General features: G+C 41.6%; 23 protein-coding genes and 2 pseudogenes. 20 read left to right on the top strand and 5 right to left on the bottom strand.

The features are described from left to right. The first annotated feature begins 151 nt into the window (after positions 1 to 151). The 7 genes and pseudogenes from KJS65_RS06505 (at position 152) to KJS65_RS06475 (ending at position 6,266) form a co-directional block, all read left to right on the top strand. Positions 152 to 604, top strand: coding sequence for a DinB family protein (locus KJS65_RS06505; RefSeq protein WP_213649088.1), 453 nt, complete (start codon positions 152 to 154; stop codon positions 602 to 604). Between the two features lie 154 nt (positions 605 to 758). Continuing rightward, positions 759 to 1,589, top strand: coding sequence for a copper amine oxidase N-terminal domain-containing protein (locus KJS65_RS06500; RefSeq protein WP_213650672.1), 831 nt, complete (start codon positions 759 to 761; stop codon positions 1,587 to 1,589). Between the two features lie 105 nt (positions 1,590 to 1,694). After that, the gene (locus tag KJS65_RS06495) at positions 1,695 to 2,348 is read left to right on the top strand and encodes a lysozyme inhibitor LprI family protein (protein ID WP_213649087.1); all 654 of its coding nucleotides are present in this window, start codon (positions 1,695 to 1,697) and stop codon (positions 2,346 to 2,348) included. Between the two features lie 285 nt (positions 2,349 to 2,633). Beyond that, positions 2,634 to 3,182, top strand: a complete 549-nt coding sequence (locus tag KJS65_RS06490; protein ID WP_213649086.1) for a GNAT family N-acetyltransferase — start codon at positions 2,634 to 2,636, stop codon at positions 3,180 to 3,182. A gap of 315 nt (positions 3,183 to 3,497) precedes the next feature. Further along, on the top strand, positions 3,498 to 4,196 hold the full coding sequence (locus tag KJS65_RS06485) for a stalk domain-containing protein (RefSeq protein WP_213649085.1): 699 nt from the start codon (positions 3,498 to 3,500) through the stop codon (positions 4,194 to 4,196). 484 nt (positions 4,197 to 4,680) lie between these two features. After that, a complete protein-coding gene (locus KJS65_RS06480) occupies positions 4,681 to 5,124 on the top strand; it encodes a GNAT family N-acetyltransferase (protein WP_213649084.1) in 444 nt (147 codons plus the stop codon). Positions 5,125 to 5,497: 373 nt separating this feature from the next. Next, positions 5,498 to 6,266: pseudogene (locus KJS65_RS06475) on the top strand (nucleotidyltransferase domain-containing protein). 305 nt (positions 6,267 to 6,571) lie between these two features. On the opposite strand, the gene KJS65_RS06470 reads toward KJS65_RS06475, so the two are convergent. Then, a complete protein-coding gene (locus tag KJS65_RS06470) occupies positions 6,572 to 7,327 on the bottom strand; it encodes an SDR family NAD(P)-dependent oxidoreductase (RefSeq protein WP_213649083.1) in 756 nt (251 codons plus the stop codon). A 233-nt stretch (positions 7,328 to 7,560) separates the two neighbouring features. Here KJS65_RS06470 and KJS65_RS06465 point away from each other — a divergent pair, with 233 nt between their 5' ends. The 7 genes from KJS65_RS06465 (at position 7,561) to KJS65_RS06435 (ending at position 14,962) form a co-directional block, all read left to right on the top strand. Beyond that, positions 7,561 to 7,944 (top strand): MerR family transcriptional regulator, encoded by a 384-nt coding sequence (locus KJS65_RS06465; RefSeq protein ID WP_213649082.1) that lies wholly within the window; start codon positions 7,561 to 7,563, stop codon positions 7,942 to 7,944. A 1,177-nt stretch (positions 7,945 to 9,121) separates the two neighbouring features. Further along, positions 9,122 to 9,607 carry a DinB family protein gene (locus KJS65_RS06460; RefSeq protein ID WP_213649081.1) on the top strand — a complete coding sequence of 162 codons (486 nt, stop codon included), beginning with the start codon at positions 9,122 to 9,124 and terminating at the stop codon, positions 9,605 to 9,607. Positions 9,608 to 10,685: 1,078 nt separating this feature from the next. Then, entirely contained in the window at positions 10,686 to 12,350 is a 1,665-nt protein-coding gene (locus KJS65_RS06455) for a P-loop domain-containing protein (RefSeq protein WP_213649080.1), read from the top strand. A gap of 120 nt (positions 12,351 to 12,470) precedes the next feature. Further along, a complete protein-coding gene (locus KJS65_RS06450; protein WP_244864406.1) occupies positions 12,471 to 12,668 on the top strand; it encodes a tyrosine-type recombinase/integrase in 198 nt (65 codons plus the stop codon). Positions 12,669 to 12,881: 213 nt separating this feature from the next. Next, complete coding sequence (locus KJS65_RS06445; RefSeq protein WP_213649079.1) at positions 12,882 to 13,877, top strand: phosphotransferase enzyme family protein; 996 nt, start codon at positions 12,882 to 12,884, stop codon at positions 13,875 to 13,877. 23 nt (positions 13,878 to 13,900) lie between these two features. Next, the gene (locus KJS65_RS06440) at positions 13,901 to 14,389 is read left to right on the top strand and encodes a GNAT family N-acetyltransferase (RefSeq protein WP_244864559.1); all 489 of its coding nucleotides are present in this window, start codon (positions 13,901 to 13,903) and stop codon (positions 14,387 to 14,389) included. A 165-nt stretch (positions 14,390 to 14,554) separates the two neighbouring features. After that, complete coding sequence (locus tag KJS65_RS06435) at positions 14,555 to 14,962, top strand: YciI family protein (RefSeq protein WP_306432958.1); 408 nt, start codon at positions 14,555 to 14,557, stop codon at positions 14,960 to 14,962. Positions 14,963 to 15,518: 556 nt separating this feature from the next. Here KJS65_RS06435 and KJS65_RS06430 read toward each other — a convergent pair. Then, positions 15,519 to 16,235, bottom strand: a complete 717-nt coding sequence (locus KJS65_RS06430; RefSeq protein WP_213649076.1) for a response regulator — start codon at positions 16,233 to 16,235, stop codon at positions 15,519 to 15,521. Next, positions 16,204 to 17,841, bottom strand: coding sequence for an ATP-binding protein (locus KJS65_RS06425; protein WP_213649075.1), 1,638 nt, complete (start codon positions 17,839 to 17,841; stop codon positions 16,204 to 16,206). The genes KJS65_RS06430 and KJS65_RS06425 overlap by 32 nt, the downstream gene beginning before the upstream one ends. Before the next feature lie 210 nt (positions 17,842 to 18,051). Here KJS65_RS06425 and KJS65_RS06420 point away from each other — a divergent pair, with 210 nt between their 5' ends. The 4 genes from KJS65_RS06420 to KJS65_RS06405 all read left to right on the top strand — a co-directional run bounded on the left by KJS65_RS06420 (position 18,052) and on the right by KJS65_RS06405 (position 21,871). Next, entirely contained in the window at positions 18,052 to 19,086 is a 1,035-nt protein-coding gene (locus KJS65_RS06420; protein ID WP_213649074.1) for a tripartite tricarboxylate transporter substrate binding protein, read from the top strand. A gap of 62 nt (positions 19,087 to 19,148) precedes the next feature. After that, positions 19,149 to 19,604, top strand: coding sequence for a tripartite tricarboxylate transporter TctB family protein (locus tag KJS65_RS06415; protein ID WP_213649073.1), 456 nt, complete (start codon positions 19,149 to 19,151; stop codon positions 19,602 to 19,604). 17 nt (positions 19,605 to 19,621) lie between these two features. After that, positions 19,622 to 21,148, top strand: coding sequence for a tripartite tricarboxylate transporter permease (locus KJS65_RS06410; protein WP_213649072.1), 1,527 nt, complete (start codon positions 19,622 to 19,624; stop codon positions 21,146 to 21,148). A 15-nt stretch (positions 21,149 to 21,163) separates the two neighbouring features. Beyond that, the gene (locus KJS65_RS06405; protein ID WP_213649071.1) at positions 21,164 to 21,871 is read left to right on the top strand and encodes a TerC family protein; all 708 of its coding nucleotides are present in this window, start codon (positions 21,164 to 21,166) and stop codon (positions 21,869 to 21,871) included. A gap of 774 nt (positions 21,872 to 22,645) precedes the next feature. Here the strand turns inward: KJS65_RS06405 and KJS65_RS29720 are convergent. Continuing rightward, positions 22,646 to 22,771 (bottom strand): annotated as a pseudogene (locus KJS65_RS29720) (TetR-like C-terminal domain-containing protein); the annotation flags it as partial. Positions 22,772 to 23,107: 336 nt separating this feature from the next. Here KJS65_RS29720 and KJS65_RS06400 point away from each other — a divergent pair. After that, on the top strand, positions 23,108 to 23,596 hold the full coding sequence (locus KJS65_RS06400) for a DinB family protein (RefSeq protein WP_213649070.1): 489 nt from the start codon (positions 23,108 to 23,110) through the stop codon (positions 23,594 to 23,596). A gap of 669 nt (positions 23,597 to 24,265) precedes the next feature. After that, positions 24,266 to 24,724 (top strand): YoqH family protein, encoded by a 459-nt coding sequence (locus KJS65_RS06395; RefSeq protein WP_213649069.1) that lies wholly within the window; start codon positions 24,266 to 24,268, stop codon positions 24,722 to 24,724. Positions 24,725 to 24,848: 124 nt separating this feature from the next. Here the strand turns inward: KJS65_RS06395 and KJS65_RS06390 are convergent, their stop codons facing one another. Further along, on the bottom strand, positions 24,849 to 25,292 hold the full coding sequence (locus KJS65_RS06390; RefSeq protein WP_213649068.1) for a DUF4367 domain-containing protein: 444 nt from the start codon (positions 25,290 to 25,292) through the stop codon (positions 24,849 to 24,851). Positions 25,293 to 25,360: the final 68 nt, after the last annotated feature.

Below are 25,360 nucleotides of genomic sequence, written 5' to 3'. Positions count from 1 at the left end.
AAGAAGCTGCCCGTGCTGATCGGGAGCTTCATTACGTTAACGGGCAGTAGAGTTTAATCCAAGGCACAAAATCCAGAACAAATGTTCTTTACAGATGCGTTGTTAATGGATAAAATTAACTTATTTCCATATCAGAAATGGAGGTTAATAAATGAGTAATAAGGCAGCTTTGAGTTATGGTCAGACAGCAGAAGAAATACTGAAGTATAAAGAACTCGATGAACAACGCCTTCTTGAGCCAATACGTGAAGGGAAGTGGTCAGTCAAGGAAATCATAGGGCATCTATATTATTGGGATAAGTTCATTTTAGGGAATCACGTCCCGTATATGAATGAGGGTACAAACTTGAACGCATTCCCTAATCATGACTTACATAACAGAGAAGCCATCGAATACATAAGTGTTTTTACAACAACAGGTTCTTTAATAGATGAGTTTGTCCTGAATAGAAGACTATTAATTGAAGCGATATCTGGAATCGATAGTAATGCTAAGTTCACAATTGGTTCTGGAAAACGTCAATTTACAGTTGATAAATACTTGAAGATATTCATTGACCACGATATCCATCACCTTAAACAAATGAATGAACGACTAAGCTAACGGAGAACGATAGTTGAATAACAAACCATTAAAGAGCAAGCTGTGGTAGCTGCTCTTTTTTCATTAAACTAACGGGCAGTTTAGCGCAACATTACTTCATAGTTCCGTCATAGTATTAGTTCTCTAAAATATGCCAAGAAAGGAATGAAATATGATGAAACCAGTTCTCACGGGAATTTTCGCTGCATTAATTTTAATTTTATCTATCTCTTCACCTGCATACGCGGCAGATATGCAAATAAAAGTTGAAGGTATTACTATTGCCACCGATGTGAAGCCCGAAATGAAGAACAATCGAACGATGGTGCCTTTGCGTTTTATCAGTGAAAATTTGGGAGCCGAGGTCAACTGGTCGGGTTCGAAAGTTACGCTAGCAAAAAACGATATGCGGGTAATCTTAAAATTGAAGAGCAAAACAGCGGAGAAAAATGGTAAACCCGCTATACTCGATGCAACGCCATATATCAAGAATAATCACATCATGGTTCCGCTTCGCTTTATTGCAGAAACGTTCGATTGTAGCGTCGAATTCAGAAATTCGACAGTATCTGTTGAACCTGCTCCATTTGTTCTGGACGGCGTGAAAGTGAAAGCATTGCAATACGAAGTTTACTATACAATGGGCAGCATAGTAGAACAAATGAATGGAAGTGCCTATAATGAAGCGATTTATCATATTTTTGACAACAAAGGAAGTAAGGTGAATGCCCCTGCTAGGTACACATCGAGTGTAATAGAGCTTAAATCGGGGGATTATTACATGAGTGGGCAGTTTGATTTTGTGGATCAAAAAGGGAACAGCATTAAACGATTCGCTCTCTATACTTTATCTCATTCCAAGGGCAATCCCGATGTTATGTTATATGATGCGACTGAAAACCAATGGTATTTATTTACCTATTCAGCAGTTCAATCGATTTACCAGTTCATTGATACTGCAGGACAGAATGGTTTTCTGACGAAGATCAGCGATACAAATCCATAAGGCAACATACTGCCCCTACTTATGGAATTATTTATGAAGTTCGTAGAAAAGACGTTATGCGCCATTACCGGTAAATATTAAAGATAATATTTAAGGAGATAATTTATGAAAGGTGAGATACTCTTATTATTTTTTATTACGATAATGTTTTCATCTTGTCAAAATATTAGTCAATCGACTACTTTGAACAGCGAAACTAAATCAATAATGAATTCTGAACTGCCTCCTGATGTAGTGAGTACAGGTAATGGAATGGAATCGAAAGAAATAACTGAAGGTCGATCAGATCCTTCTAACAATGAAGTGTTATCCATGAGCATTGGGAACTATGATTTGAAAGGAGAATTTTATGATGAAATGCTTCGAAATCCTATAGATCATGATTATGAAGTGGAATTTAATGAATTACAAAATTCCAAAGAGATTATTACAACATTGGGATGGGGGGCGCTGGAAAGCAAATATACAGAGATCTGGGATAAAGAGTTGAATCAAATATATCAAAAGCTTCTTTCTAAGTTGGATAGAGAACCAAGAGAAGCACTAATTGAATCGCAGAAAGAATGGTTACAGTTTAACTTAAGGGAAACAAAATTTGTAGAGAAGACATTTATTAATAATGGTTACCTTGGATCACAAGGATCGATAAGCCTAGCCACGGTTATACGGGAGAGAATTAGGGAAAGAACAATGCAATTATTTGAATATCGTTATTTGCTAGATGGTGAAGTTGAGTTTTTATACCAAAGTAAAAAATAGAGTTAGAATCTTCATCAAAGGTTTTTAGGTGATGCTTAGAAGAAAGTAACGGCGCATAACAATGTATTCACGCTGCGGGCCTATCCCCCTTTGGTTGTCAGATGTATAATCATGGAAGAACACTCATACAACAAACGACCATAAGAGCTATCTAAGGCTGGGTCGTTTCGTGAATACAAAGACGTTATATGACAAACTAGATAAAACCTATTCTTACGATACATGTAATACACCCATAATTATAAGTTGAAAAAAGTGCTAATTCAGTTACATGGAGGGAAAAATATGCTATACGGTCAACGATTAACAATAAGGCCGGTTGTTGAAGAAGATTGGATACAGCGATATGAATGGCTATCCGATCCTGCAGTTAACCGAACGTTACCATCGGGAAGTGGTATGCCGATAACACCGGGTGTGGTCAAAGAACGTGTACTGAGGTACGCACAAACAGATCTATCAGCTGTCTATTTTACTATTATAAAAGAAGATGGCAGCCCGATTGGCAACACCCAATTGTTTAATATCCATCCTTGGTCCAAGCATGCTGAATTTGGTATTTGGATTGGGGACAAAAGGGTATGGGGACAAGGTTATGCTACAGAAGCGACAAGTGTTGTTCTAAAATTTGCATTTGAGCGCTTAAATCTTCATAAAGTGTATTTGACGGTAGATGCTGATAATCCTGGTGCTATTCGGAGTTATGAAAAGTCGGGCTTCAAGAAGGATGGCATACTAAGAGACGAAGTGTATAAGAATGGTCAATATGTCGATCGTATAATGATGAGTATCTTGAAGCATGAATATTTAAATATATCTAACTCTTCCAATTAGCATGCGTGTAGGTATCATTTTTTTGTAGTGATTCAGGAAGGCAATTATGTCATATAACAATGTGTTCACATCGGCGGACAAGCCGCTCGTGTTCGAAGTTCGTGAAATGACTATAGAAGATTATATTGAATCTCAAAACTAACGGGCAGTTAATTAACATGGCTGTCTGCAAAAAAAATTCTGATTCCCCCTTGAACCTTACGTAACGTAATGATTTAGTTTCTTTACTCGATGGTGAGAGGTTTCAACCAATTATATTCCTTTTTTTGTAATGAGGTGTTATACTCCAAGTGAAAAGTTCGAAAGGAGACGAATATGAAAAAAAAGAAGTTGCTGGTTGGCTTTGTGGGAATTCTAATTTTGTCTTGCGGTATAAGTATTGGTGCTTTAGCGAGCTCGTCCCTTCAGGAAATTAAGGCTTATCTAAATGGCAGCTTGAAGATCAGGGTAAACGGAAACATTGCGCAATTAAAAGATGGAAATGGGCATCAGGTATTACCAATCACCTATAACGGCGTAACTTTTCTACCTGTCCGCTCTGTTTCTGACGTTCTTGGTATACCGGTTACATACGACAATAAAGCCAATGAAGTCATTTTAGGCGAACAATCGGGAGGAACACCGGTCTCCAAAGATACACCAATTAAAAGCGAGGACTTTGATGATGCGCTGTATTCCAAGGATCCTACTCAAACAACAATCAATGGCAAAAATTATGGTGAAGTCTTGTTTAGCCCACCAGGTGAAAACTTTAATTATGTAGCCTTCACCCCTAATGGCAAATACAAAAAACTTTATCTGCAATTCGCAGCCGTTAAGGAAAAGATCCTTGGCCTTGAGATAAAGGAATTGGAGAAGAACGCTCTGTTAAAGAAAGTTGGAGAGATCAAAACAGAAGATGGTATACAAACGATTGAGGTTGATATCACTGGTGTAAAAACTATAACTATTGATGTAGATAAAAAGCAAGAAGCTGGCTATGTTATCCCGCTCACGACTTCATATTATAAATGATGCAAAACGATATTATGGTGAATGAAAACCACTCTCTATCGGATGGAACTGACCCCGTAATGTGATACAAATTAAAACACCTTCAAGTGAAAGAAACCATGTCGTAAGATGTGGAGGAAAACTTGGTGGTGTTTTTGTGTTATTAATTGGGACAGATTTCGAGGGACAAGAACATGGCCCATAGAAAGTCGCTAATTTAGCGGCTTTTTTGTTTTATCGCCTAAAAGGACAAGAACATGATCCGATTACCAGTTTGATGATGATCTAAACAGATCCATATTTATAGAGCTAACATTGAGAATAAAGAATATGTCCATTCGGATAGCTTCTGAGGGAAATAAAGTATCTGGGTATGATCCTTCTCCCTAATATGAGCAAAATTTGAAGTGATACGAAAAATGCAAATTTTGGTATGATAAGATATGGATATAGCTAACGATTGTCGATTCCTTCGTTCGAATATTTCTATTAAGGGGAGTTGGGTATGGAAATTAAGATACGAGAAGTTGTAGTAAGTGATTATACAGAAGTTGTTTTTTTATGGAACGATGTACTTGGAGTTCGCACTGTTAATATTGAAACCTTTCGAGTTACTATGGAAAACATGAATAAGGATGGAAATTACAAAACATTCGTTGCATTATTTGAAAATGATGTGGTTGGTTTTGTCTCTATAGTTCAGGCGTTATCCGTAGGGGATTTGATTGGTTATCTACATATTCAAGGGCTTGCTGTTAAAAAGGAATTACAGAATAGTGGGATAGGTACAAAACTACTAAGACACACTGAAAACTATGCTAAAGAAATGGGAATATCAAGTATTATTTTATGTAGCGGATTTAAGCGAACCGATGCTCATGCTTTTTATGTGCACAATGGCTATGACAAAGATTCATATTGCTTTGATAAGGTTATTAAACCTGACTAACTAATGAGTAATAATTAAACCAAATATGTAATAGACGGATAGCCATTTTGCATTAAACTAACGGGGAACGAACAAGAATAATTGTCGGGGGACAAAAACATTAACCCATTGAAAGTCGCTAATTTAGCGGCTTTTTGTTTTAAAGGTACAAGTTCTTGTCCTGATTCAGGACAAGAACTTGTACCGGTTGCCGTATTGGACAAGAATATGAGCCGATTACCGATTAGATATGCATTGAACTATTAATTAAATTTATTAAGCTAATAGGCAGGGGAGTTTATTGATTTCGCGAATATTCAACATATGAAGTTATTTACGAAGTGCGTAGATAAGACGTTAGCCGAAAGAGGTTCTTAGTTTAGGAGGAGTCTATATGATATTAGAAAAAGTTATAAATAGAATTGTAATACAAAGTGAATATAAGGATTTTGTTGATAAGTATATAGATAATATACTTACCGAATTTAAAGGTAAGATTCATAGCATTTATATGTGTGGCTCGATTCCAAAAGGAACTGCTAAACCTTTTAAGTCAGATGCAGACTTTACTATTGTATGTGTAAATCCCAAAGATATTGATTTCGAAAGATTGTCAGATATTAAAGACAGGCTTTTGGGAGAATATCCAGTATTAACTAAGATTGATACGACAATTTGCTCGATTGACGATGTATTAAGTACCAAATGAGTGGGGTTTTTGGGTTAAGATAATTTGTGTTTGCATATATGGTGATGACGTTGGTGAAAAAGTACCACCGATAATTATTTCTCCTGAGTTCATTTTAGACCTAAATACAGAGACCAAGGACGAAGTAGATCGTATACATAGTTTACTTTCTAATGCTAGTGATAACACAATGAAGAATAGATATATTAAAGGTTACTCTAAGAGATTAATTCGTGCATTATACTCTTTGGTTTTAGAAGATACAGGTGTATGGCAAGATGACATTATTATGATGAAGAATGCCATATTAAACTATTGTGAGATTGACTCCGCTTTAGTTGATTATCTGTATGCTTGTTACTTGGATAGTAGTAATGTACTTGTTGAAGAGTTTTTGGGAATTGCAGATGAAGTATATAGATATTTTGAGAACGCCTTAAATGCAATGGCTGCTTCCAGAACTTCCTTCGACTAACACCATATTGACGCTTCGGGTCACTCTGAGAAGCGAGTGACCACATCCAGCCCCCTAAGCCCGTCGGGACATCACTACATTAGGTGTTCGGAGCCTCACAACTATAAGCAGCGACTCTAAGGGGCCAGGCCGTCGTCAATACAAAACGTTATCAGAAATTACTGCAAGTGATACTTGTGAGTGTGCTATAAAAGAGTATGAGTTCTATTTAAAAGACCACTCCTATTGTGTCAGGAGTGGTTTAGTCTTTAACCAGCTGGAGGGAGTTGAGCCTTGAGTTCATGAGTTAAGACCATGGAAGGCGATCAGATATTCTGACCACCCGAAACCTCGATTCTCTGCCCGTTAACCCATCGATTATCGGAACCAAGTAAGCTGGCGACTGCGGGACCAATGTCCTCGGGTACCCCGACTCGACCAAGGGCAGTCATCGCGGCAAACGTTTCATTGTAAGCAGGTATGTCGCGTACAGAACCTCCTAGAAAATCGGTTTCGATTGCTCCAGGTGCAATGGTATTAGCAGTGATACCTCGGTGACCAAGTTCTTTGGCCAAATAGACGGTTAGAATCTCGACCGCCCCCTTTGCGGCAGAATAGGCGGAGAATCCAGGAAAAGAAACACGAGTAAGTCCAGTTGAGAAGTTCACAATACGACCACCATCTGCAAGCAGAGGCAGGAGGGCCTGTGTCAAGAAAAACACACCCTTAACATGCACATTAAACAGGCCCTCGAACTGAGCTTCTGTAGTTTCGGTAAAGCCGGTCATTTCTCCGTAGCCGGCATTGTTCACCAGATGATCGAAAGTGGTGCTATTCCAGGTTGACTGCAGGGTCGAACGAACTGTCTCAACAAAGGTAGTAAAGCTGGAAATATTTCCAACATCAAGTTGTAATGCCGCTGCTTTACGACCTAAAGATTCGATCTCAGCAACGACAGACTTTGCTTCTTCTGCTTGGCTAAGATAGGTCAAGATGACATCACCGCCATGACGTGCAATACTGATGGCAGTATTGCGACCAAGTCCGCGGCTGCCGCCAGTAACGATTGAGATATTTGCCATTGTAACTTCATCCTCTCAGAAATCATTTTAAATTTTACTTTGATATCATAAAAGATAAAGTTCACTTGAAGTCAAGGTTATTTTGATTATAATAATAAGTGCCTAATTAAACAGATTAATTAACTAAATTCAAATATTTCTCTATTTTTTATAGCGTAAATTTGGAAAAATCAATTTAAGTTGCCAAATATTCATTTAAAGTAAACTTTAACAGATAGCGGTGAGGTTTAGTTATGTTGACTATAAAAGAAGTTGCCGAAATGACAGGAATAACAGCTCCCACCCTTCGATATTACGAAAAAGAGGGGCTGCTTCCCCATGTGAAAAGAAATGAAACTGGGAAGCGGCTATATGACGATGAGGATTTAAGCTGGATATCCTTTGTTACCGCACTTCGAGCCACAGGAATGCCGATTGCTCAAATTCAAAAGTATGTATACTTGTATAAAGAAGGGGACTCGACGATTGCGGAACGAAAAATGATGATGCTTCATCATAAAAAAGAAATTGAGAAGAGTATAAGGGAACTATATTTTAACCTGGATAAAATAAACTATAAACTTGCTCTATATGATGTAATTGAATCTCAGATTGAACGAACTAACATCAAAATTTGATTATACAAAAATACATTTCCAAATAGTCATACCTATAACAATTTTGAGAATACGATATAGTAGGCAAATTCTGAGATCGTAGCAGGCGAGAAGGAAGTGGGCTTCGGCACTTCAGTTAAGGCCATTCGCATGTATCTGATGAAATTGAAGAGACTGTGGCACGTATTTAACGTGATGTAAGACTTCATTAAATGATTAATTTATAAACGAGGAGACTATTGAAATCTTCCGTGTTTATGGAAATCGCGAATGTCATCCGAACTCGCTTCAGGATATAAAGGTATATTTCCGCGAGTTGTTCATGAGTAAGGAAGAATATCGAGGAAGACAAGCCATGAGCATTATGCGAGACTACCTCGATCAGAGCGTGTCGTCTGAACGAGAACACCCGCGCAGCCTAAATAGGTTGAAGCGGGTGTTCTTTTTCTGTGAAAAACATGCTTTCATCTTGAGAATGTGGCATAATCCCATTGATGTAGCCTTTTCCTTTGGAATTATAAAATAAAGGAATAATCGTCTCCCGGGAATGATAGTATACGGTAGACCGAGAATCGGAAAAACCTGGGCTCTGATTGATCTGAAGTTTGCTATATCGGATTTGTAAATTGTCTAATGACACAAATCCACCTACATATTAAATGTGAAGAAAGCCTGATGGATCAGGATTTTTGTTATTTATGTAGGGAATTTTATGTCATAAAAAAATGCACAAAAGTGCCTACATTGTAGGATAATGACACAAAAGTGCCTACATTATGACGGGACTATAAGATACGTTAAATCGCAGTTTTCTGTTTTAAAGTTATATGTTCTTATCCCAACCCAAAAGAGAAGAACGACCCTATCTAAATTAAAACCAAGCCTAAATGAACCTCAGCTCTCGAGAATGGTACCACTGTCATTAAGCTAACGGGCAGGATAGTGCAGGAGGATATTAGAATGCAATCATCGAATGATATTCTAGGTAAAAAGGGAGTGGTTGGAACAATGATAAAGGTTCGAACAATGACAGGTGCTTTTCGGTCCAATAAAGAGGCTGTGCTTATGTTAAAGCATTCGGAAAACATAAAGATATCGAGACTATTGTTTAGACCTTGCCTTTAAGCGTGAAGATTCTTTGGAATTTGAAGGTAACTTTTTGGTGGGGTGGATTCTGCATATGAAAGGAAGTTGGGGAATGGAGCTATTCTTGAAGCAATACGATTATGTTCAACGTACACGCGAGATACTGTTTAATTATTGTGAGAAAATGACAGACGATGAATATATAACGGAAGTGGGGCAATTCGGTCATGGGTCGATTCGTGAGACGCATTTCCATGTTGCGGAGTGCTATGCTTTTTGGCTCGGAGAGTTCGGTTTGGGGCGTACTTTCGATTGGAGGTTGGAAACGGCCATGGATGTAGCCGCTATGCGCAGTTTATTTGCAGAAGCGGATAAATTGGTTCACGAATTTTTGGAACACTATCCACGGGATTTTGAGACGCGAATCGAAGGTCAGTTTAGCGGACAAAAGTTTGTAGCTACACCGCTTTGGCTTTTCACACATACTGTGACGCACGAGTTTCACCACAAGGGGCAAATTGCCACGATGGGACGGATGAAAGGATATATTCCACCAGACCTAGATTTAATCATGACAGATGGATTGGAGGAAACCTAGAAAAGACAATTTAATTAACGGGGACGTTAGTTGAGAACAACAAAATGGCTGCTGATCTAGATGATCAGCAGCCATTTTTGTCGAAGTAAAGGGCAGATTACGAAAATACGAACGGGAGAAGAGGTTTTATTTTATGGTGTATGAGATGAGAACCTATACAGTTAAAATTGGGAAATTAAATGATACTAAATGGGAACGCTAGTTGAATACAAGCTGTTTTGTCGAAGGACAAGAACATAGTCCCATTGAAAGTCGCTATTTTAGCGGCTTTTTTGTTTTATCGGTACAAGTTCTTATCCCGAGCCCAGGACAAGAACTTGTACCGATTGCTGTAATGGACAAGAACATGAGCCGATTACCGATAAGATAAGTATCTAACATTGTTTCCATGTAATCTCATTAAGCTAACGGGCAGATTACTTTAACATGAATACGGAAAGTTTCAAGGCTTTGAGTTAAATATAATTAATCTTTCCCTTTTTTTGTGGGTGAACTTTATGTTATGATTCTGTTGCTGTAAAAATAAATCGTAACGAGGTGAGGACAATGAAAACAAAAACAATATATGCGTCCTATCCTCAAATTGCTTTTTAATTACTTTTTACGAATTCATTAGGCTCTGAGGGTAGATTCCCCTCAGGGCTTTTATATTTAGGCAGAAGGAAAGTTTAAGCTTTCTTGCCGGTCTATGACAGCCACTCAGGGAGTGGCTGTTATTTTTATAGGCCATAAGATTGGTCAAGGCAACAATAGTGGTTTTTTTAAAAATTGGTCGGAATCTAATCGTTTGGGGGAATATGTATTGAACTTGAATTACCTAGGATGGAATTCATTTTTCGCGGATAATTTCAAACAGTGCCGGTTTAGGTTTGAGCAGGCTCATACCTGGAGATTAGTGGGCGATCCGTTTTGTCGTTGCCTTGTTCCAAAGGATAAGGGGCCCCCTTCTTGAGATATCGTTTCAACTTCGGCACTTTTTTCCGTTATTCACCGCTTTTCAAATATGAAAGGATGATGCTTTATTAAAAGACTCGCTCAATATTTTCGCTCATTACAATCCGGACAGTCATCTTACAGTATGATTTATGAAGGTTCATATTATGATGAAGGGGGTACGATAAGTGACCCAACCTATTGGAATAATGATGTTGCCTATTACATTGAACGGACACATAAACTCACACTAGATATACCATGTATCACCATAAAAATACCTTTTGACCGTCTCGGCTTAGATGAAAATATGGATCAGGTTGTTCTCTCAGATTTTGCATTAAGAGAATGGGTTAATCATATTGAGACATTAAATGAATTGATTTATAACCGGTCACGTTCTGATAAAGAAAATGGTGCTTTTTATTGTTTTCGTCCAACTAATGTGGTGTTGCAACGTAATGCATCCTTTGTCGAAGTCATCTCGGAAAAATGGTATCTATGCTTAATGATTACAGTTCAACTTCCATTCAAGAATAATGATAAAGCTATGCGCATGCTCTGCAAAATGCTTCCAAAAGAAGTGGAAGAGTTAATAGCCAACTTTGATCTTACCAAATTATATGCTGCCTATGAATTGGTAAAAAAACAAAATATGATTCGCGAATGGCTGAAATACAGTGATTATAGTGCGTTTATTGCGAATGGCAGCATTTTGCCAAGAAATAAAGACAACAGCGGTCCATTGGAGGGTGCCTTGCCTTTTACATCCCCGGAAGATGTCGAAGTTGAAATCTGTGGTTTGCGAGGAATGGGAATAAAACATGGTGTAACGGTCATCACCGGTGGTGGTTACTCGGGTAAAAGCACATTGCTGGATGCGCTAAATTCGGGGATTTACAATCACAGCATAGGTGATGGACGAGAAATTGTGATTACAGATCAAAGTGCAATGGAAATATCTGCAGAGGAAGGCCGTTCCATAAACAATATCAATATCACGCCTTTCATAAAATGGATACCCAATCGTTCGGCTGAACAGTTTTCGACTGACTACGCCTCAGGTTCTACATCTCAAGCCGCAAATATTATGGAGGCAATTAACTACGGGTGTAAGCTTCTTCTTATTGATGAAGACAGAAGTGCGACGAATTTTATGATTCAAGACACTAGAATGCGTTCATTAATCAAGCGTGAACCCATTACACCTTTAACTGAACGTGTCAGGGAGCTATATGAAGCTGTTGGCGTATCTTCCGTTCTTATTATTGGAGGTAGCAGTGAATTTTTATCCGTTGCTGACCAAATCATCATGATGGACAATTTTGTGCCCAAAAACGTAACCCAGCAAGCAAAAAAATTATGTGAAGATGACAAACCACGCGAACGTATCCCCTTTACAAAATGGGAGATAGATAGAAAAATAACCTCCGATCACTTTTCGAGCTATCCACAAGGCAGTGGTAGAGAAAAGTTAGTGGTTTCGGCTATGGGATACATGTTAATAGGTGATGAACAAATTGATATCAGAGGGCTTTACAATATCACATCACACGCCCAGCTTGCAGCTATTGCCTTTTTAATTCGTAAAATCGCTATAAGTAATCAGGATCGCCTCATTATTCTACATGATAAGATTAAAAAAGCTCTTGAAGATATGGAGAGAGAAGGAGTGGATATTGTATTTTCTTCTTCTTTTTCTGGCTTCGAAAGATGGCTAGAATTACCAAGAATTAATGAAGTATTATCTGTCATAAACCGAATGAAACATTTGAATTTTATTCAGCTTGAGCCCTCTGAAAACCTCTAATTACGACATATTAATGGCTTGCATGTTACGCTAACGGGGAACGGTAGTTCAATACATCATGCAGATTAAAACCTCTCCTTAGAAGCAAACTAGGTACGATTAGATGGGCATTAAAACGGCTTGCAGATCCGAGGAGAGATTGAAGCGAATGTATACCCACATCGATATCGGCATACCTATACGTGCCAACTCCTTGATAACAGTGCCCCTCTGGATTGCATCCAGGGGATGCTCGGTCATGAGAAGGCTTTAACCACGCAAATCTACGCACAACTCCGCGGCGAGCGCCGGAGGGAACTTTATCGACGATTTTTTTAGTATTTGACAGCGGCGGGTTTTCTTTTAAAATTCGTCGCTGTTAAACTAAAGGGCAGTTTAGTTCAGAAGCAAGTGAATGTATCATCCAATATGTGGTAATATAGAATCTCCTCAACCGAGTAACGTGAGAATGGAGAGGGGTATGCATCTTCTTTCAGTTTTAGGTGGTTTGAGCATGTGAGGATAATTTACTATGCTAAGGAGTGACATTCTATGGATTATACGAAGTGTTTTGAAGAAGTTATACTGAACTATTCTTTTATAGACCCTATTGTGGATTTTATTCGCCATAATGAAAACATTACTTTTAAGGTAACAGAAAAGGAATCTGAAGACACTTACTTGTTACGAATACATAAACCAATTACACAAAACATGCAGGGTGTACAAAACACGCGTGAGGCAATTCAATCCGAGCTAGAATATTTGTTAGCTTTGTCATCTCAATCCGAATTTCCTGTTCAAATCCCTGTTCCAAATATAAACGGTGAACTAGTAACAAACATTGTCATTGAAAGCCAAGAAGTATATTGTTCCGTTTTGAGATGGATTGCAGGGGAAACCATGACCAAGATAGATTTCACTAATGAGGAAATGGTTACTACGTTGGGGAAGCGTATTGCACATTTACATCAGTTTTCGAGGAGCTTCAAACATGGTTTGAACTTTATAAGACCCCATTATGAGCTAGAGTGGCTTAATAACATGTTGACCAAATTTCGAGCAGGCGAAAATATTGGTATTATCACCACCGAGGAATTTAAACTTCTTGAAAATACAATTTCGCTGGTAACCGATCGTATGAAAGGGTTGAGCAAAAATTCTGAAACATGGGGATTCATCCATGCCGACATTCACCATAGCAACCTAGTTAGCACATCATCGGGAATCTCATTCATTGACTTTGGAATATCGGGATTTGGATATTACGCAATGGATGTAGCTTCTGCTGTCCTATTTACTAAAAGTGAATTACGGGATGATCTGCTTTCCGGCTACACAAATATAATTTCAAGGGAGATAGACATTGCACAATTAGAAGATTTTATGTTTTTGGTAATATGCGAACTCTACGCATTTCGAGTAAGCAATGAAGGAATGCATCTATGGATACGTGAACATATACCAAGTCTGATTGAACTTTGTAAATCCTTGCTTAATGGCAAAATGGTTTTTTATGAAATCAATCAAAGAGGCTTAGCAAACTAGAGAAGCCCGTAGATAAATTGATTGTGCTGATACATAAAGGAACAGTTCCGATAAAAACGAAATGGCTGGTTTTACGTAAGTTTACAATGAACGATAAACATTCGGTATACCACAACATGACAAGTGATGTTCAAGTGACAAAATATTTGTCGTGGGAGACCCACGAATCGCTAGAAAAAACGGCTGAAATGCTTACCAAATGGATATCAGGATACGAAAATCCCGAGTTTTACCGTTGGGCGATTGAGTTTGAAGATGAAGTGATAGGTTCAGTTCATTTGCTTGATATATCAAATAAGTCATGTCGTTGCGACTCGGGCTATTATATCGGTTCAAGATGGTGGAATATCGGTATTGTAACGGAAACCGCATATGAAGTCATGAGATTTGCATTTGAAGTAATAGGCATGCACAAAATAGTAGCTTGGCACGATGCAGACAATGCTGCATCAGGACAAGTTTCTAGGCTATACAACCATACAAACTTCTTTCTGAGCTACTACCCCGAATAGAAGAAAATGTTTCTGGTAGGAGCGAGACAGAATATCTGAACGAGCTCCCGATCTCCCGGTTCAATTGCTTCGACTTTTCAAGTTCACTTTTGGCGTGCTGGGAGCCTGCTCATCTTTGTCGGAGTGTTCCTGGTGACAGCTTTCGTCAATTAAATAGAGGCAAGAATGAATGCTTCAAACTCACAGGTTAAAGGAGAAATGAAATTTCTGTGCTTGGGTTACTTGGAGTCAGATAAAATGGATGCCCGCCCAAAGGATGAGACTGATGTTATAATGAACGAATGTCCGCCCCACCTAGAAAATTTCTACAAGAGCGGCCAAATGATTATTGATGCTGGTCTCGCATCCGAAACGAAATGCTTGCGGCGGGCGAATGGGAAAGTGAAGGTTATGGACGGTCCTTTTATCGAAACGAAGGAGATGATCGGTAGTGCTTTTCTCATAGAAGCACGGGACATGGAGGAAGCGATCCGGATTGCTTCCTTACATCCAACTGTACAAGTGGCATCGGGCGAGCAGTTTGGATGGGGGATTGAGATCCGGCCGATCAATTACTATGAATCGAGAGACTAGAATCAACGTTTTACGGAAAAGATCGTTCAATATATGAAAGTAAGGGCCATTCCGCAAGGAGTGGCCTTAAAAATTTGCCGTTACAGTCAGTGCGGAGATCCCTTCCATAAATGACAGGTGAGGTCATCACGCTAAACGGAAGACGTTAGCACAATAAAAGCAGCGGCAGTCTAGGTCTTTCGAGTTCCTAGTCCGTCACTGCTTTTTACGAGTCAGTCTAATTCAATTGTCGGGTGATCGTGTCGTTTGAGCTTAGAGTAAGGAGAAACGCCAAGTCGGACGCACTTCGCTTAGCGCATATTTTCGTTAAAATGTTGGCGGTACCCCTATTTAGTCTAAGCGGAAAGTTTTTTACTTTGTTAAGATCGCATATATCCTGTGGATCAGTTTATTTGCACCGATATACCCATCACGTTGATGATCCATGAGCAGAACAACGGTTAAAAAAGCTTCAAAATTGAGGCATTCCCCATAGTATTTAACTATCTGATAAATAAAAGGAACAAACCCAATATGCAGGTGTTAAGACATATCTACTGTCCAGCAGGTACCTGAGTTATCCTTTGCTCCTATATACGCGTTCCGGACGTCCGACCAGGCCATAGGAGAGGTCAGCATGCACAATGCCAACTCCGACCAGATGTTCTAAATATCTTCGGCTGGTGGAGCGGCTGATGCCGATCATTCTCGCGATTTGGTGCGCGGTGTGTGCTTCGCCGACATGGGAGATAGTATGAATAACCTTTTCGAGTGTCAATCGATCGATTCCCTTGGGAAGCGATCCAGAATCAGGAACTGCCTCGGACTTAGCCGCTCCGGACAGGAGTCGGTCAACATCGTTTTGGCCGATGCTGCCTGCCCTACCTAGCCTGAGAAGCTCTTGATGGAATAGAGCGTAGCGCTGAAGCGTTTCCTTCAATCGGTCAAATACGAGCGGCTTCATCAAGTAGTCGAAAGCCCCACTACGGATCGCTTCACCTACTGGCTCGATTTCCCTTGCTGCTGTGATCATAATGACATCCGTGCTCCGGTATTTCTGGCGGATATACAGCAGCAATTCCAGTCCGCTGACGCGGGGGAGATAAATATCGAGCAGCACAAGCCCTGGCTCCAACACTTCCAGCTGCGTTTTGGCCTGCATTTCATCCGTGGCGATTCCCACGACCTTAAATCCCGGCACCTGCTCAATGAAACGTCGATTGATTTCAGCTATTTTCACGTCATCTTCCACGATCAATACGTCAATGGTTCCGTTCTGATGAGATGTCTCCATGAATGAACTCCTTTCCTTCGGAACTCTGTTTGGGAATGGCTACTGTGAAGACGGTACCGGTTCCAGAATTGCTGAATGTGATGTACCCGCATAACTTGTTTACGGCGTGGACCACAAGGGCAAGACCGATGCCCCGATGCTCCCCTTGCTTGCTGGAGAAGCCTTTATCATAAATAGACTTGTTGTATTTCCCCGGGATCCCGACACCGTTATCCTCACAATCGATAATCAGATCCTGACCTAAATCCGTTAACAGCAGAGTTACCGTCCCTGTATGTTCAAGCAAATCTTCTCGTGCGAGCACGGCTTCCATCGCGTTGTCGATCAGGTTTCCTATTATAGTAACGAGCAGGCTCCGATCCATGTGGTCCGGGATATCCCGGAACGAGCTCTCGTAATCAATTTCAAAATTGAGCTTCAGCTCCTGCGCGTGGTTATACTTTCCAATCAGCAAACCCCCGATTACTGGATCTGGGATTTCCCTCATGATGAACTGGATCAGGCTTTGATGAACCTTTACTTCGCGGTTGATGAGATCTACGGCCTCCTGATAGGATTCGAGCTGAATCAATCCCGAGATCACATACAGCTTATTGGAATATTCATGCGTCTGAGCCCGGAGTGAGTCTGCGAACCGTTTAACCTGCGACAGCTCTTCTGCCAGCCTGTAAAGCTCCGACTTACTGCGGAAACTCGATACGGCTCCAGTTACGCGGTTTTGGCGATCCGTAATCGGAACCCGGTTGACCACGACTTCGTGATCACCAATGACCATTTCGCGATCAAACTCCGCTTCGCCACTGCGCATGACCTCGGGAAGCCTCGTATTGGGAAGGATATCCCCTATGTGTTTGCCTAGGATCTTTTCATTTTCGCCGATCTGAAGCAGCTGCAGGGCAAACCGATTGGCGGAGGTAACCATACCCTGCTGATTAACGGCAAGGATGCCTTCACGGATCGATTCGAGCACCGCTTTTTTCTCGGTGTACAACACGCCAATTTCTTTTGGCTCAAGCCCATGCGTAGAACGTCTGACGCTCTGCGCGATCAATACGGCACCGCCTGCACCGACTGCGAGGCTTACTAAAGAAAGGATGACTATCCCATGCTGGTATGTGTCGTTGATCCGGTCGATGTTATCGTTCAAAAAACCAACGGAGACGATGCCGATGACATTCCCTGCCGCATCGAGCACCGGCGCCTTACCCCGAATGGAGGGACCCATGGAGCCGGTAGCCCTAGAGATGATCGCTTGCCCCTCCAGCACTGGGCCGTTGTCACCACCAACCATGTATTTGCCGATACGGTCGGGGATCGGATGCGAATAGCGGATTCCTTCCCGGTTACCCACGACGATATACTGTGCATTCGTTTTTATGCGTACGCTTTCAGAAATCGGCTGAATGATGCGGGAGGGATCAGGATCGCTGAAGGCTCTTCGGATTTCCGGCATGATGGCGACGGTCTCGGCAACCTTGAGCGCCCGCTCGCCGATTTGGTCATCGAAGACGTTTGTGATGACAATGTAGTAAATGCCGCTCAAACTTAGAATGATGAACGTTAAAAGGGAACAAATGATGAGAATGAGCTTCGTCTGCAGCTTCATGAGAGCCCCCTATTTTTTGCTCCTATTGTAGCATAAAGTTTGACCGAAAATGTCCCGTGTTTTTCGTGAACAAAATGATCAAAATTCGCACAATGATGTTTTTATCCTTTATGCGCATATCATTTTCTAATCCGCAGATGGATGTTATTATGAAGGCGATTAATGTAAGCGCATACAAAATAACATTTTAACTCAAAGGGGAGTTTGAAAATGAATAAAAAAATGATGTCAAAAGTATGGAAAATGGCACCTGCAGCTCTTTTGGTCATCAGTCTTGTTGGATGCGGAAGTGCCAGTGGAAGCAAAGACCGGGCAGCCTCCAAAGGATCAAATTATCCAGATAAGGCGCTGACGCTAGTGGCACCGTCTGGGGCCGGCGGTGGCTGGGATATGACGGCGCGCACGATCTCGAAGGTCCTTTCAGAAACAAAGATCACAAGTAAAGCGATCACGGTTGAGAACAAGCCCGGTGGTGGTGGAGCCGTTTTCATGGCTGAGTACGCGACCAAAGACACCAAGGATAATTATAAGCTGTTCGTCAGTTCGCCTCCCATTTTGATTAACAACCTGAAGAAGGAAGGGAACTCGCCTTACGGTTATCAGGATACTACGCCGCTAGCGCAGCTGACAAAGGATTATGGCGCGATCGCGGTCGCGGCCAATTCGAAATATAACGACCTGAAAAGCCTTCTTGAAGACCTGAAGGCCAATCCGAAGAATTTTACGGTAGCGGGTGGATCCGCCCCGGGTTCCATGGACCATCTCGTCTCCATTTTGCCTGCGTTCAAGTATGGCATTGATCCCAAAAGCATAAAGTATGTCTCTTATGACGGCGGCGGTGAAGCACTGACCGCGCTGTTGGGCGGCAACGCAGATGTGCTCGGGACGGACGCGTCATCCCTGGATCAATATTTGAAGGCCGGCAAGATCAAAGTGCTTGCGGTCGCTGCTCCTGAACGGCTAGGCGGCACACTCAAAGACGTGCCGACTATGAAAGAGCAGGGAGTCGATGCCGAATTCCTGATTTGGCGTGGTATTTTTGGGCCTAAAGAGATGAGTGCGGTCGCCAAGGCTTACTGGGAAAACGCACTCAAAAAGATGACAGAGTCCAAGGAATGGGCAAGCGAAATGAACGCCAATAACTGGCAGAACGATTACAAGAACGCAGATGACTTCAAAGGATTCCTCGTTGAGCAGGAGAAGCAGCTGCAAGAGATGCTGACCGCCCTGGGAATGCAGAAGTAAATCCCTAGGGGGAGAAGGAGAATGTGCTTCTCCCCTGATGCTTACAAAGGAGAGATGGATCCATGAATCATTCATTTGACCGTTACGCCGGAATTGTATTCGGCGCGATCGGCATCGCTTTCGTCATTGGAAGCAGGGGCATTGCAACGAGCGCTTATGGCAGCAACGTCGGAGCGAATATTTTCCCCCTGTTTCTCGGCGGTTTCCTTACGCTGCTTAGCGCAAAACTCGTCTATGACACTTTCCGAAAGCAACAGAAGCAGGAAAGCAAGGAAAAGCTGGATTACAAGCGATTCGGCATCATTTTCGCAGCAGCATTGCTGTATGCCTTATTTCTTGAGGATATCGGATTCGTCATTTCGACATTCCTGTTTTTGTTGATCGGTTTTCAAACCATGCAGAGAGGCAGGATGTGGATGTCCCTTCTGATTTCCGCCTGCTTCTCGTACGGCGTTTATTTTCTGTACGTCAACGTGCTGGATGGTTCCCTTCCCGGTTTTCCAGCTTGGTTATTCTAATTTAGGGGGTTATGGCAGTGAGCACGATTGAATATTTGCTTCATGGCTTGGGCACGGCGATGCAGTGGCATAATCTGGTGTTTGTGTTCTTAGGTGTACTAATCGGCACTGTGGTTGGCGTACTGCCTGGCATCGGACCCATGAGCGGGGTAGCACTGCTTATTCCTATTACCGCAACGATGACTTCCGGATTGTCACCAGAAGAGGCGGCAACAAGTTCGATTATATTGTTGGCCGGCGTCTATTACGGGGCAATGTATGGGGGTTCGACAACCTCGATTTTATTGAATACGCCAGGAGAGTCCTCCTCTGTCGTGACGACGCTGGACGGCTATCAGATGGCGAAGCAGGGTCGGGCAGGGGCAGCGCTCGCAATTTCCGCGATTGGTTCCTTCGCCGCAGGTATCATCTCGCTCATCGGGTTGATTTTCCTCGCACGGCCGTTATCCGCTGTTGCGATCAAATTCGGGCCGGCAGAGTATTTCTCTTTGATGGTGCTGGGACTGCTTGCCATCAGTGGACTTGCTGGTAAATCCATGGTAAAGGCGCTGATAATGACTGCCATGGGATTGCTGCTTGCGACGATCGGCATCGATAACGTCTCCGGCGTGGAGCGCTTTACTTTTGGCATCCCGGAGCTGTACCAGGGTCTGGAGTTTCTAACGATTGCCGTCGGCATGTTCGCGGTTGGCGAAGTGTTCAAGACGATTCTCGAGAGGGAAAGCAATGAAGGGGAGATCGCCAAGATCAACCGTATTTTGCCGACTAAACAGGATATGAAGGACAGTGCAGCACCGATTGCACGCGGCTCTATTCTGGGCTTCTTTATTGGGTTACTGCCGGGAGCGGGTGCCATTCTGGCTTCGTTCTTTGCGTACATCGTAGAGAAAAAAATAAGCAAAAATCCAGAGAAGTTCGGCACGGGCGCCATAGAAGGCGTCGCCTCTCCCGAATCGGCGAACAATGCCGCGTCCGGCGGAGCCATGATACCGCTTCTCAGCCTAGGCATTCCTTCCTCGGGGACGACGGCGATCCTGATGGGGGCATTCATCATGTACAACGTGCAGCCAGGTCCCTTGCTATTTCAAGATCATCCGCAGCTGGCTTGGGGTGTTATCGCTAGCATGTTCGTCGGCAACCTGATGCTGCTCGTTTTGAATATGCCGCTGGTGAAGCTGTTCGCCAAGGTGATTGAAACACCTTCGAAATACTTGATTCCTCTCATTATCGTATTTTCGGTTTTTGGCGTGTATGCGGTGCAGTATTCCACCTTTGATCTCGTGCTCATTATGGGCTGCGGTTTAGCGGGGTACATTCTATCCAAAAATGACTTTCCGCTCGCTCCGCTTGTGCTCGGCCTGATCTTGGGACCGATGATGGAGAACAATATGCGGCGCGCGTTGACCATCTCGAACGGTGACTTCATGATTTTTCTGCAAAAGCCCATTTCGCTTGCCTTTCTCTTCATCGGATTACTGTGGATTACAATACCGCTGGTCCTGAAGCTCAAAGGCAAAAAGGTTCTGGTCAATGAGGAAGCTTAAAGAAAGGAATGAATCATGGATATTGAATGGCTGCTTCTCGGATTATTGAAAATCATCGTGATTAATATCGTGCTAAGCGGCGATAACGCAGTCGTAATCGCACTTGCCTGCAAAAGCCTTCCCCCCGAGCAGCAAAAAAGGGCCGTGTTCTACGGCAGCTTTGGCGCGATTGTCCTACGGCTCGTATTGACGATTGCAGCGGTATGGTTGTTAAGAATTCCCTTTGTAGAGTTGGCCGGAGGGCTCCTGCTGCTCTGGATAGCATTGAAGCTCATGCAGGGGGAAGAACAGGAAGAAAATCTAGAGGCGAGCCCCCATTTGGGAAAGGCAATCCGGACGATCATTATAGCAGATTTAGTCATGAGCCTGGACAATGTGGTGGCGGTCGCAGGTGCAGCTTCAGGAAATTATATCCTCATTACTCTGGGGCTGACCATCAGCATCCCGCTCATTATATGGGGAAGCAAGCTGCTGATGGTCCTGATGAACCGTTTTCCGGTTATCGTGCTGCTCGGAGTGGCACTACTCGGATATACGGCGGGCGAAATGATGCTGAACGATAGTCATCTGAACGCCTTGGTGGAATCGCTTCCCCCATTCCTGCATATCCTGATACCGCTTCTGTTGGCCACGGCAGTTGTCATTGCAGGGAATCTGCTGAAGCGTCGCCGCTATTTTCATCGGAATCAGGGCGAGCAGACCGCAACCGGTACCCGCCGGTAAGGACCTTAATCAATTCTCATGAAAGGGCTGCCAATTGACCTGGCATCCTTTTGCGTAAATGGGGGCAATCAGCAACTTATTATTTTAAATTTAAAAATAGGTTTATATAGTGTGTGACTCGTCATGTCGGGGGACAAGAATATGGTCCCTTTGAAAGTCGCTATTAGCGGCTTTTTTTGTTTTATCGGTACAAGTTCTTGTCCCGAGCCAAGGACAAGAACTTGTACCAATTTTATGCTATACTGTTTAGGCTATGCTCTTGCCTGTTCGCTATCGAGCGATAAGACAAACTAACAGTATTTATATTGTTGGAGGCGATGTAATGACTGGGATAAGTGCTGGAGCTCTTGTAGCGATTGGTGCTGCGCTTTACATAATTTTGAAGAAAAAGAAGAAATGACGGAGAGACGCTTGACCTGCTTCCTTGAAGCGTGTGACCCATACGGCCGCCGCTGTCGAGGGACAAGAACATATTCCCATTGAAGTCGCTATTTTAGCGTCTTTTTTGTTATATCGGTACAAGTTCTTTTCCCGAGTCAAGGACAAGAACTTGTACCGATTGCCGAATTCGGACAAGAACATGGTACTATTGCCGATTTGATAAATATCTACCTAGGAAAGGTGGGGCTCTTTTGAGTGATAAACTAGACTGGATTAGGATCAATAAAACTTCAGTCCTCGGAAGTATTTCAAGCTGTAAACCCGTTTGAAAGTGCAAATATTAATTTAATCTCAAAACTTTTATGCAGGTATCATACTTCAAATTTAATACGTTTACCATAGCTGCAGCCTTGCTTCCAAAATTCTAGCCATCTGTTCAACCATCTCTTCTGGCGTATATGGCATAGATTGGACGACCCACCACTAAATCAACCCCGTAATGGAAACGGATAAGAATTGCAGGGTGTTTCAATGATTGTTGGCAATAAAGGAATTTTAATTTACACTAGGGCAACAAAATTAATGTGGCTTTGAAATAAAGTTGAACTGTTTTGAAAAAAGTTTAACCGTTTATAAAAAAGATGAACTGGAATTTCCTATCTCAATAAAGAAGGGATTTCGGTTTTTATTGTGGATTAAGAACTTGTTAGGTGATATTAAAGTTATTCCATTAATGGGCCAGATTGTGGAGTAAGGGAGGTAATCAGATGGTTCATCTCGAAATTGTAAGTTATGCCAAAACAACACGCCGCAAATGAATATTGACCAAAGGGATAATATTGGAGGAAATATAAATTGGATGTAAGGACACTTTTGTTACAACAATGGGCAAGCTGCTTAGATAAAGAAGACTGGTTTCCACCACTTGAAAAAGTACTAGACAATATTACTTTGGAACAGGCAATTTGGAAACCAGTTGAGGGGGCACATTCCATTTGGGAATTAGTTTGTCATTTACTTTTCTATGAAAAGAGAATTCTGTTACGCTTTCTTGGTGAAACAGCAAATGAACCAAAGGCAGAAAATAATAACGCTACATATCGATTACCAACTGAGACCTTTCAAAATTGGAAGGAAACAAAACAAGAATACTTTTCTGTTCATCGTGAACTTGGAAAAATACTAGCAAAATCAGAACTAGAAGATTTGTATAGACCGATTCCTGATGACAATCCATTAGTGCTTGAATTGAAGAGTTTAGCAATGCACAACGCATATCATATTGGGCAAATTGTATTCCTCAGTAAAATGCAAGGAGCCTGGGCAGGGAAACGCAGCTTTTAAAAAAACTTCATTAGCTTTACAGTTATTCCATTATCGGGCGCGATTGTTGAGAAGATCACAGTAATAAAATGATGATCAAACTATCCTTTTGACGCGTCCTGATGCCGCGCGACAGCAGCTTCTTTAGAGGCTGCTTGTCCGTGGCATTTTTGCGTCCAAAAAACAACATTAAAGGAGCTAACAAAAAAACATGGTAAATTTGAAAACCTATGGTTATACAGAAATAAACGCAATTCAAGGCGGTTTATTGACCGGCAGGGTAACGGAGGTTGAAAAAAATGAATATTAATCCCCAAACGCTGATTCATGCCTTTTTAAACAACAGTTCAAGAAGAATATTATCTCGGCTGATAGCCAACCATGCCGTTACAGGATGGTACTGTGGGGAATGTGTACCTAGTAACCGGGAGCGTCGAAACCGCAGGTGGAAAAAAACGCGGTACCGTATCGTACTGAAAATTCAGAAATAATCGGATGCCGATTTGAGAACTCGTTATGTTTGAAGAAGACGAGTTTGCGACCGGACAATTCTGACCGCCACCGCCGAATGGCCGGTCAATACAAGACGGCAGCCGGCCTCATGCAATTTCATTAAACTAACGGGCAGGATAGCTAATAAATCACTCGGAAAAGGGGAGGATAAGCAGAGTGAAATTGTGGAGGGTGAAAATGAAGAAAATAATTCCTTTATTAATTATTATGGCAATTATCTTTGTAGCTCCTGCGGACGCAAAAGGTAATGTAGAACCTGTCATGCCATGCAGTTTAGTCTTGGACCCAGTAAATAATAGTGAAATAAATGAAAAAGGTGTAGCTCTGATATATAAAGTGAAGCTAACTCCAAGTTTTCCACGTACCAGCATAAGCGTTCACGCTATTCATCTTCCTAAACCCTCTAATTATGGAGAATATGATAATTATGAGGGTTTTTCATTTATCGAAAACAAGATTAGTTGGAGGTTCAAACTCTATCCTACCGCCGAAGAAGATGGTCCAACTTGGGCAGGTAGGATTGACGATATTACTGCAAATTTAGAGAATAGCAGAATAGAAGTTTGTCTTTCAAACTCAAAATCAGGAAAATTGGGTCCAGTTGTTTTAAGCAATAGTATCAATTTGTGTCACTAATTTCATTGAGCTAACGGGGAACGATAACTCAATAAATAATGGTGGTTTCTCAATTGACGTAGACGGATATGCACATAGATAATAAAACGAGACTTGCTCGTCGTTAAGACAAGCAAGTCTCGTTTTATTGTTTTATTGTCTTAGCTAATTTGAGCATCGTTTCTTTTGTTAATTTATGACTGTCCATATTGAAATAAACTCCATTATCTATCCAATAAAGTGCGCCACCTTTTGTTACGCCAACATAAGGATAGTAATGATATGTAATGCTATTTAAAGTGTACGTACTTGCTGTTGGACTCTTAGAACTATCAATTGTTTTGTCCTCACTATTCTGCTCAACAAGGCCTAAGATAAAATCATCGTCTGAAGAAAAATAACTGATAATATATTGTGTTTTATTAGCTTTTGTGGCAACTTTCCAAGTTTTGGGGACATCAAGATATATGGGCTTAAATTTCACTTGAGTTTCGTGCGAGATTTTTTCCGTAACCTGTGGAGCAGCGACGCTTATATTTCCAGATAAGCCAAAAATCAATAATATTAACAAAACTAATTTATTCTTCATTTGTGTTCACCTTATTGTTTAATAGTAAAATTATTCGATACCAGGTTAAATTTTATACATATTATAAA

The sequence above is a fragment of the Paenibacillus sp. J23TS9 genome (assembly GCF_018403225.1).
In the GTDB taxonomy this organism is placed as follows: domain Bacteria; phylum Bacillota; class Bacilli; order Paenibacillales; family Paenibacillaceae; genus Paenibacillus_AQ.
This window is presented reverse-complemented; position numbering and strand designations above follow the sequence as displayed.

Bases quoted from the DNA above. Each gene is read 5' to 3' on its own strand.
- KJS65_RS06405 (WP_213649071.1), top strand. From the start codon at position 21,164: ATGGATATTGAATGGCTGCTTCTCGGATTATTGAAAATCATCGTGATT.
- KJS65_RS06415 (WP_213649073.1), top strand. From the start codon at position 19,149: ATGAATCATTCATTTGACCGTTACGCCGGAATTGTATTCGGCGCGATC.
- KJS65_RS06485 (WP_213649085.1), top strand. From the start codon at position 3,498: ATGAAAAAAAAGAAGTTGCTGGTTGGCTTTGTGGGAATTCTAATTTTG.
- KJS65_RS06430 (WP_213649076.1), bottom strand. From the start codon at position 16,235: ATGGAGACATCTCATCAGAACGGAACCATTGACGTATTGATCGTGGAA.
- KJS65_RS06390 (WP_213649068.1), bottom strand. From the start codon at position 25,292: ATGAAGAATAAATTAGTTTTGTTAATATTATTGATTTTTGGCTTATCT.
- KJS65_RS06425 (WP_213649075.1), bottom strand. From the start codon at position 17,841: ATGAAGCTGCAGACGAAGCTCATTCTCATCATTTGTTCCCTTTTAACG.
- KJS65_RS06505 (WP_213649088.1), top strand. From the start codon at position 152: ATGAGTAATAAGGCAGCTTTGAGTTATGGTCAGACAGCAGAAGAAATA.
- KJS65_RS06395 (WP_213649069.1), top strand. From the start codon at position 24,266: ATGAAGAAAATAATTCCTTTATTAATTATTATGGCAATTATCTTTGTA.
- KJS65_RS06495 (WP_213649087.1), top strand. From the start codon at position 1,695: ATGAAAGGTGAGATACTCTTATTATTTTTTATTACGATAATGTTTTCA.
- KJS65_RS06455 (WP_213649080.1), top strand. From the start codon at position 10,686: ATGATTTATGAAGGTTCATATTATGATGAAGGGGGTACGATAAGTGAC.
- KJS65_RS06480 (WP_213649084.1), top strand. From the start codon at position 4,681: ATGGAAATTAAGATACGAGAAGTTGTAGTAAGTGATTATACAGAAGTT.
- KJS65_RS06420 (WP_213649074.1), top strand. From the start codon at position 18,052: ATGAATAAAAAAATGATGTCAAAAGTATGGAAAATGGCACCTGCAGCT.
- KJS65_RS06460 (WP_213649081.1), top strand. From the start codon at position 9,122: ATGGAGCTATTCTTGAAGCAATACGATTATGTTCAACGTACACGCGAG.
- KJS65_RS06500 (WP_213650672.1), top strand. From the start codon at position 759: ATGAAACCAGTTCTCACGGGAATTTTCGCTGCATTAATTTTAATTTTA.
- KJS65_RS06490 (WP_213649086.1), top strand. From the start codon at position 2,634: ATGCTATACGGTCAACGATTAACAATAAGGCCGGTTGTTGAAGAAGAT.
- KJS65_RS06470 (WP_213649083.1), bottom strand. From the start codon at position 7,327: ATGGCAAATATCTCAATCGTTACTGGCGGCAGCCGCGGACTTGGTCGC.
- KJS65_RS06445 (WP_213649079.1), top strand. From the start codon at position 12,882: ATGGATTATACGAAGTGTTTTGAAGAAGTTATACTGAACTATTCTTTT.
- KJS65_RS06465 (WP_213649082.1), top strand. From the start codon at position 7,561: ATGTTGACTATAAAAGAAGTTGCCGAAATGACAGGAATAACAGCTCCC.
- KJS65_RS06435 (WP_306432958.1), top strand. From the start codon at position 14,555: ATGAATGCTTCAAACTCACAGGTTAAAGGAGAAATGAAATTTCTGTGC.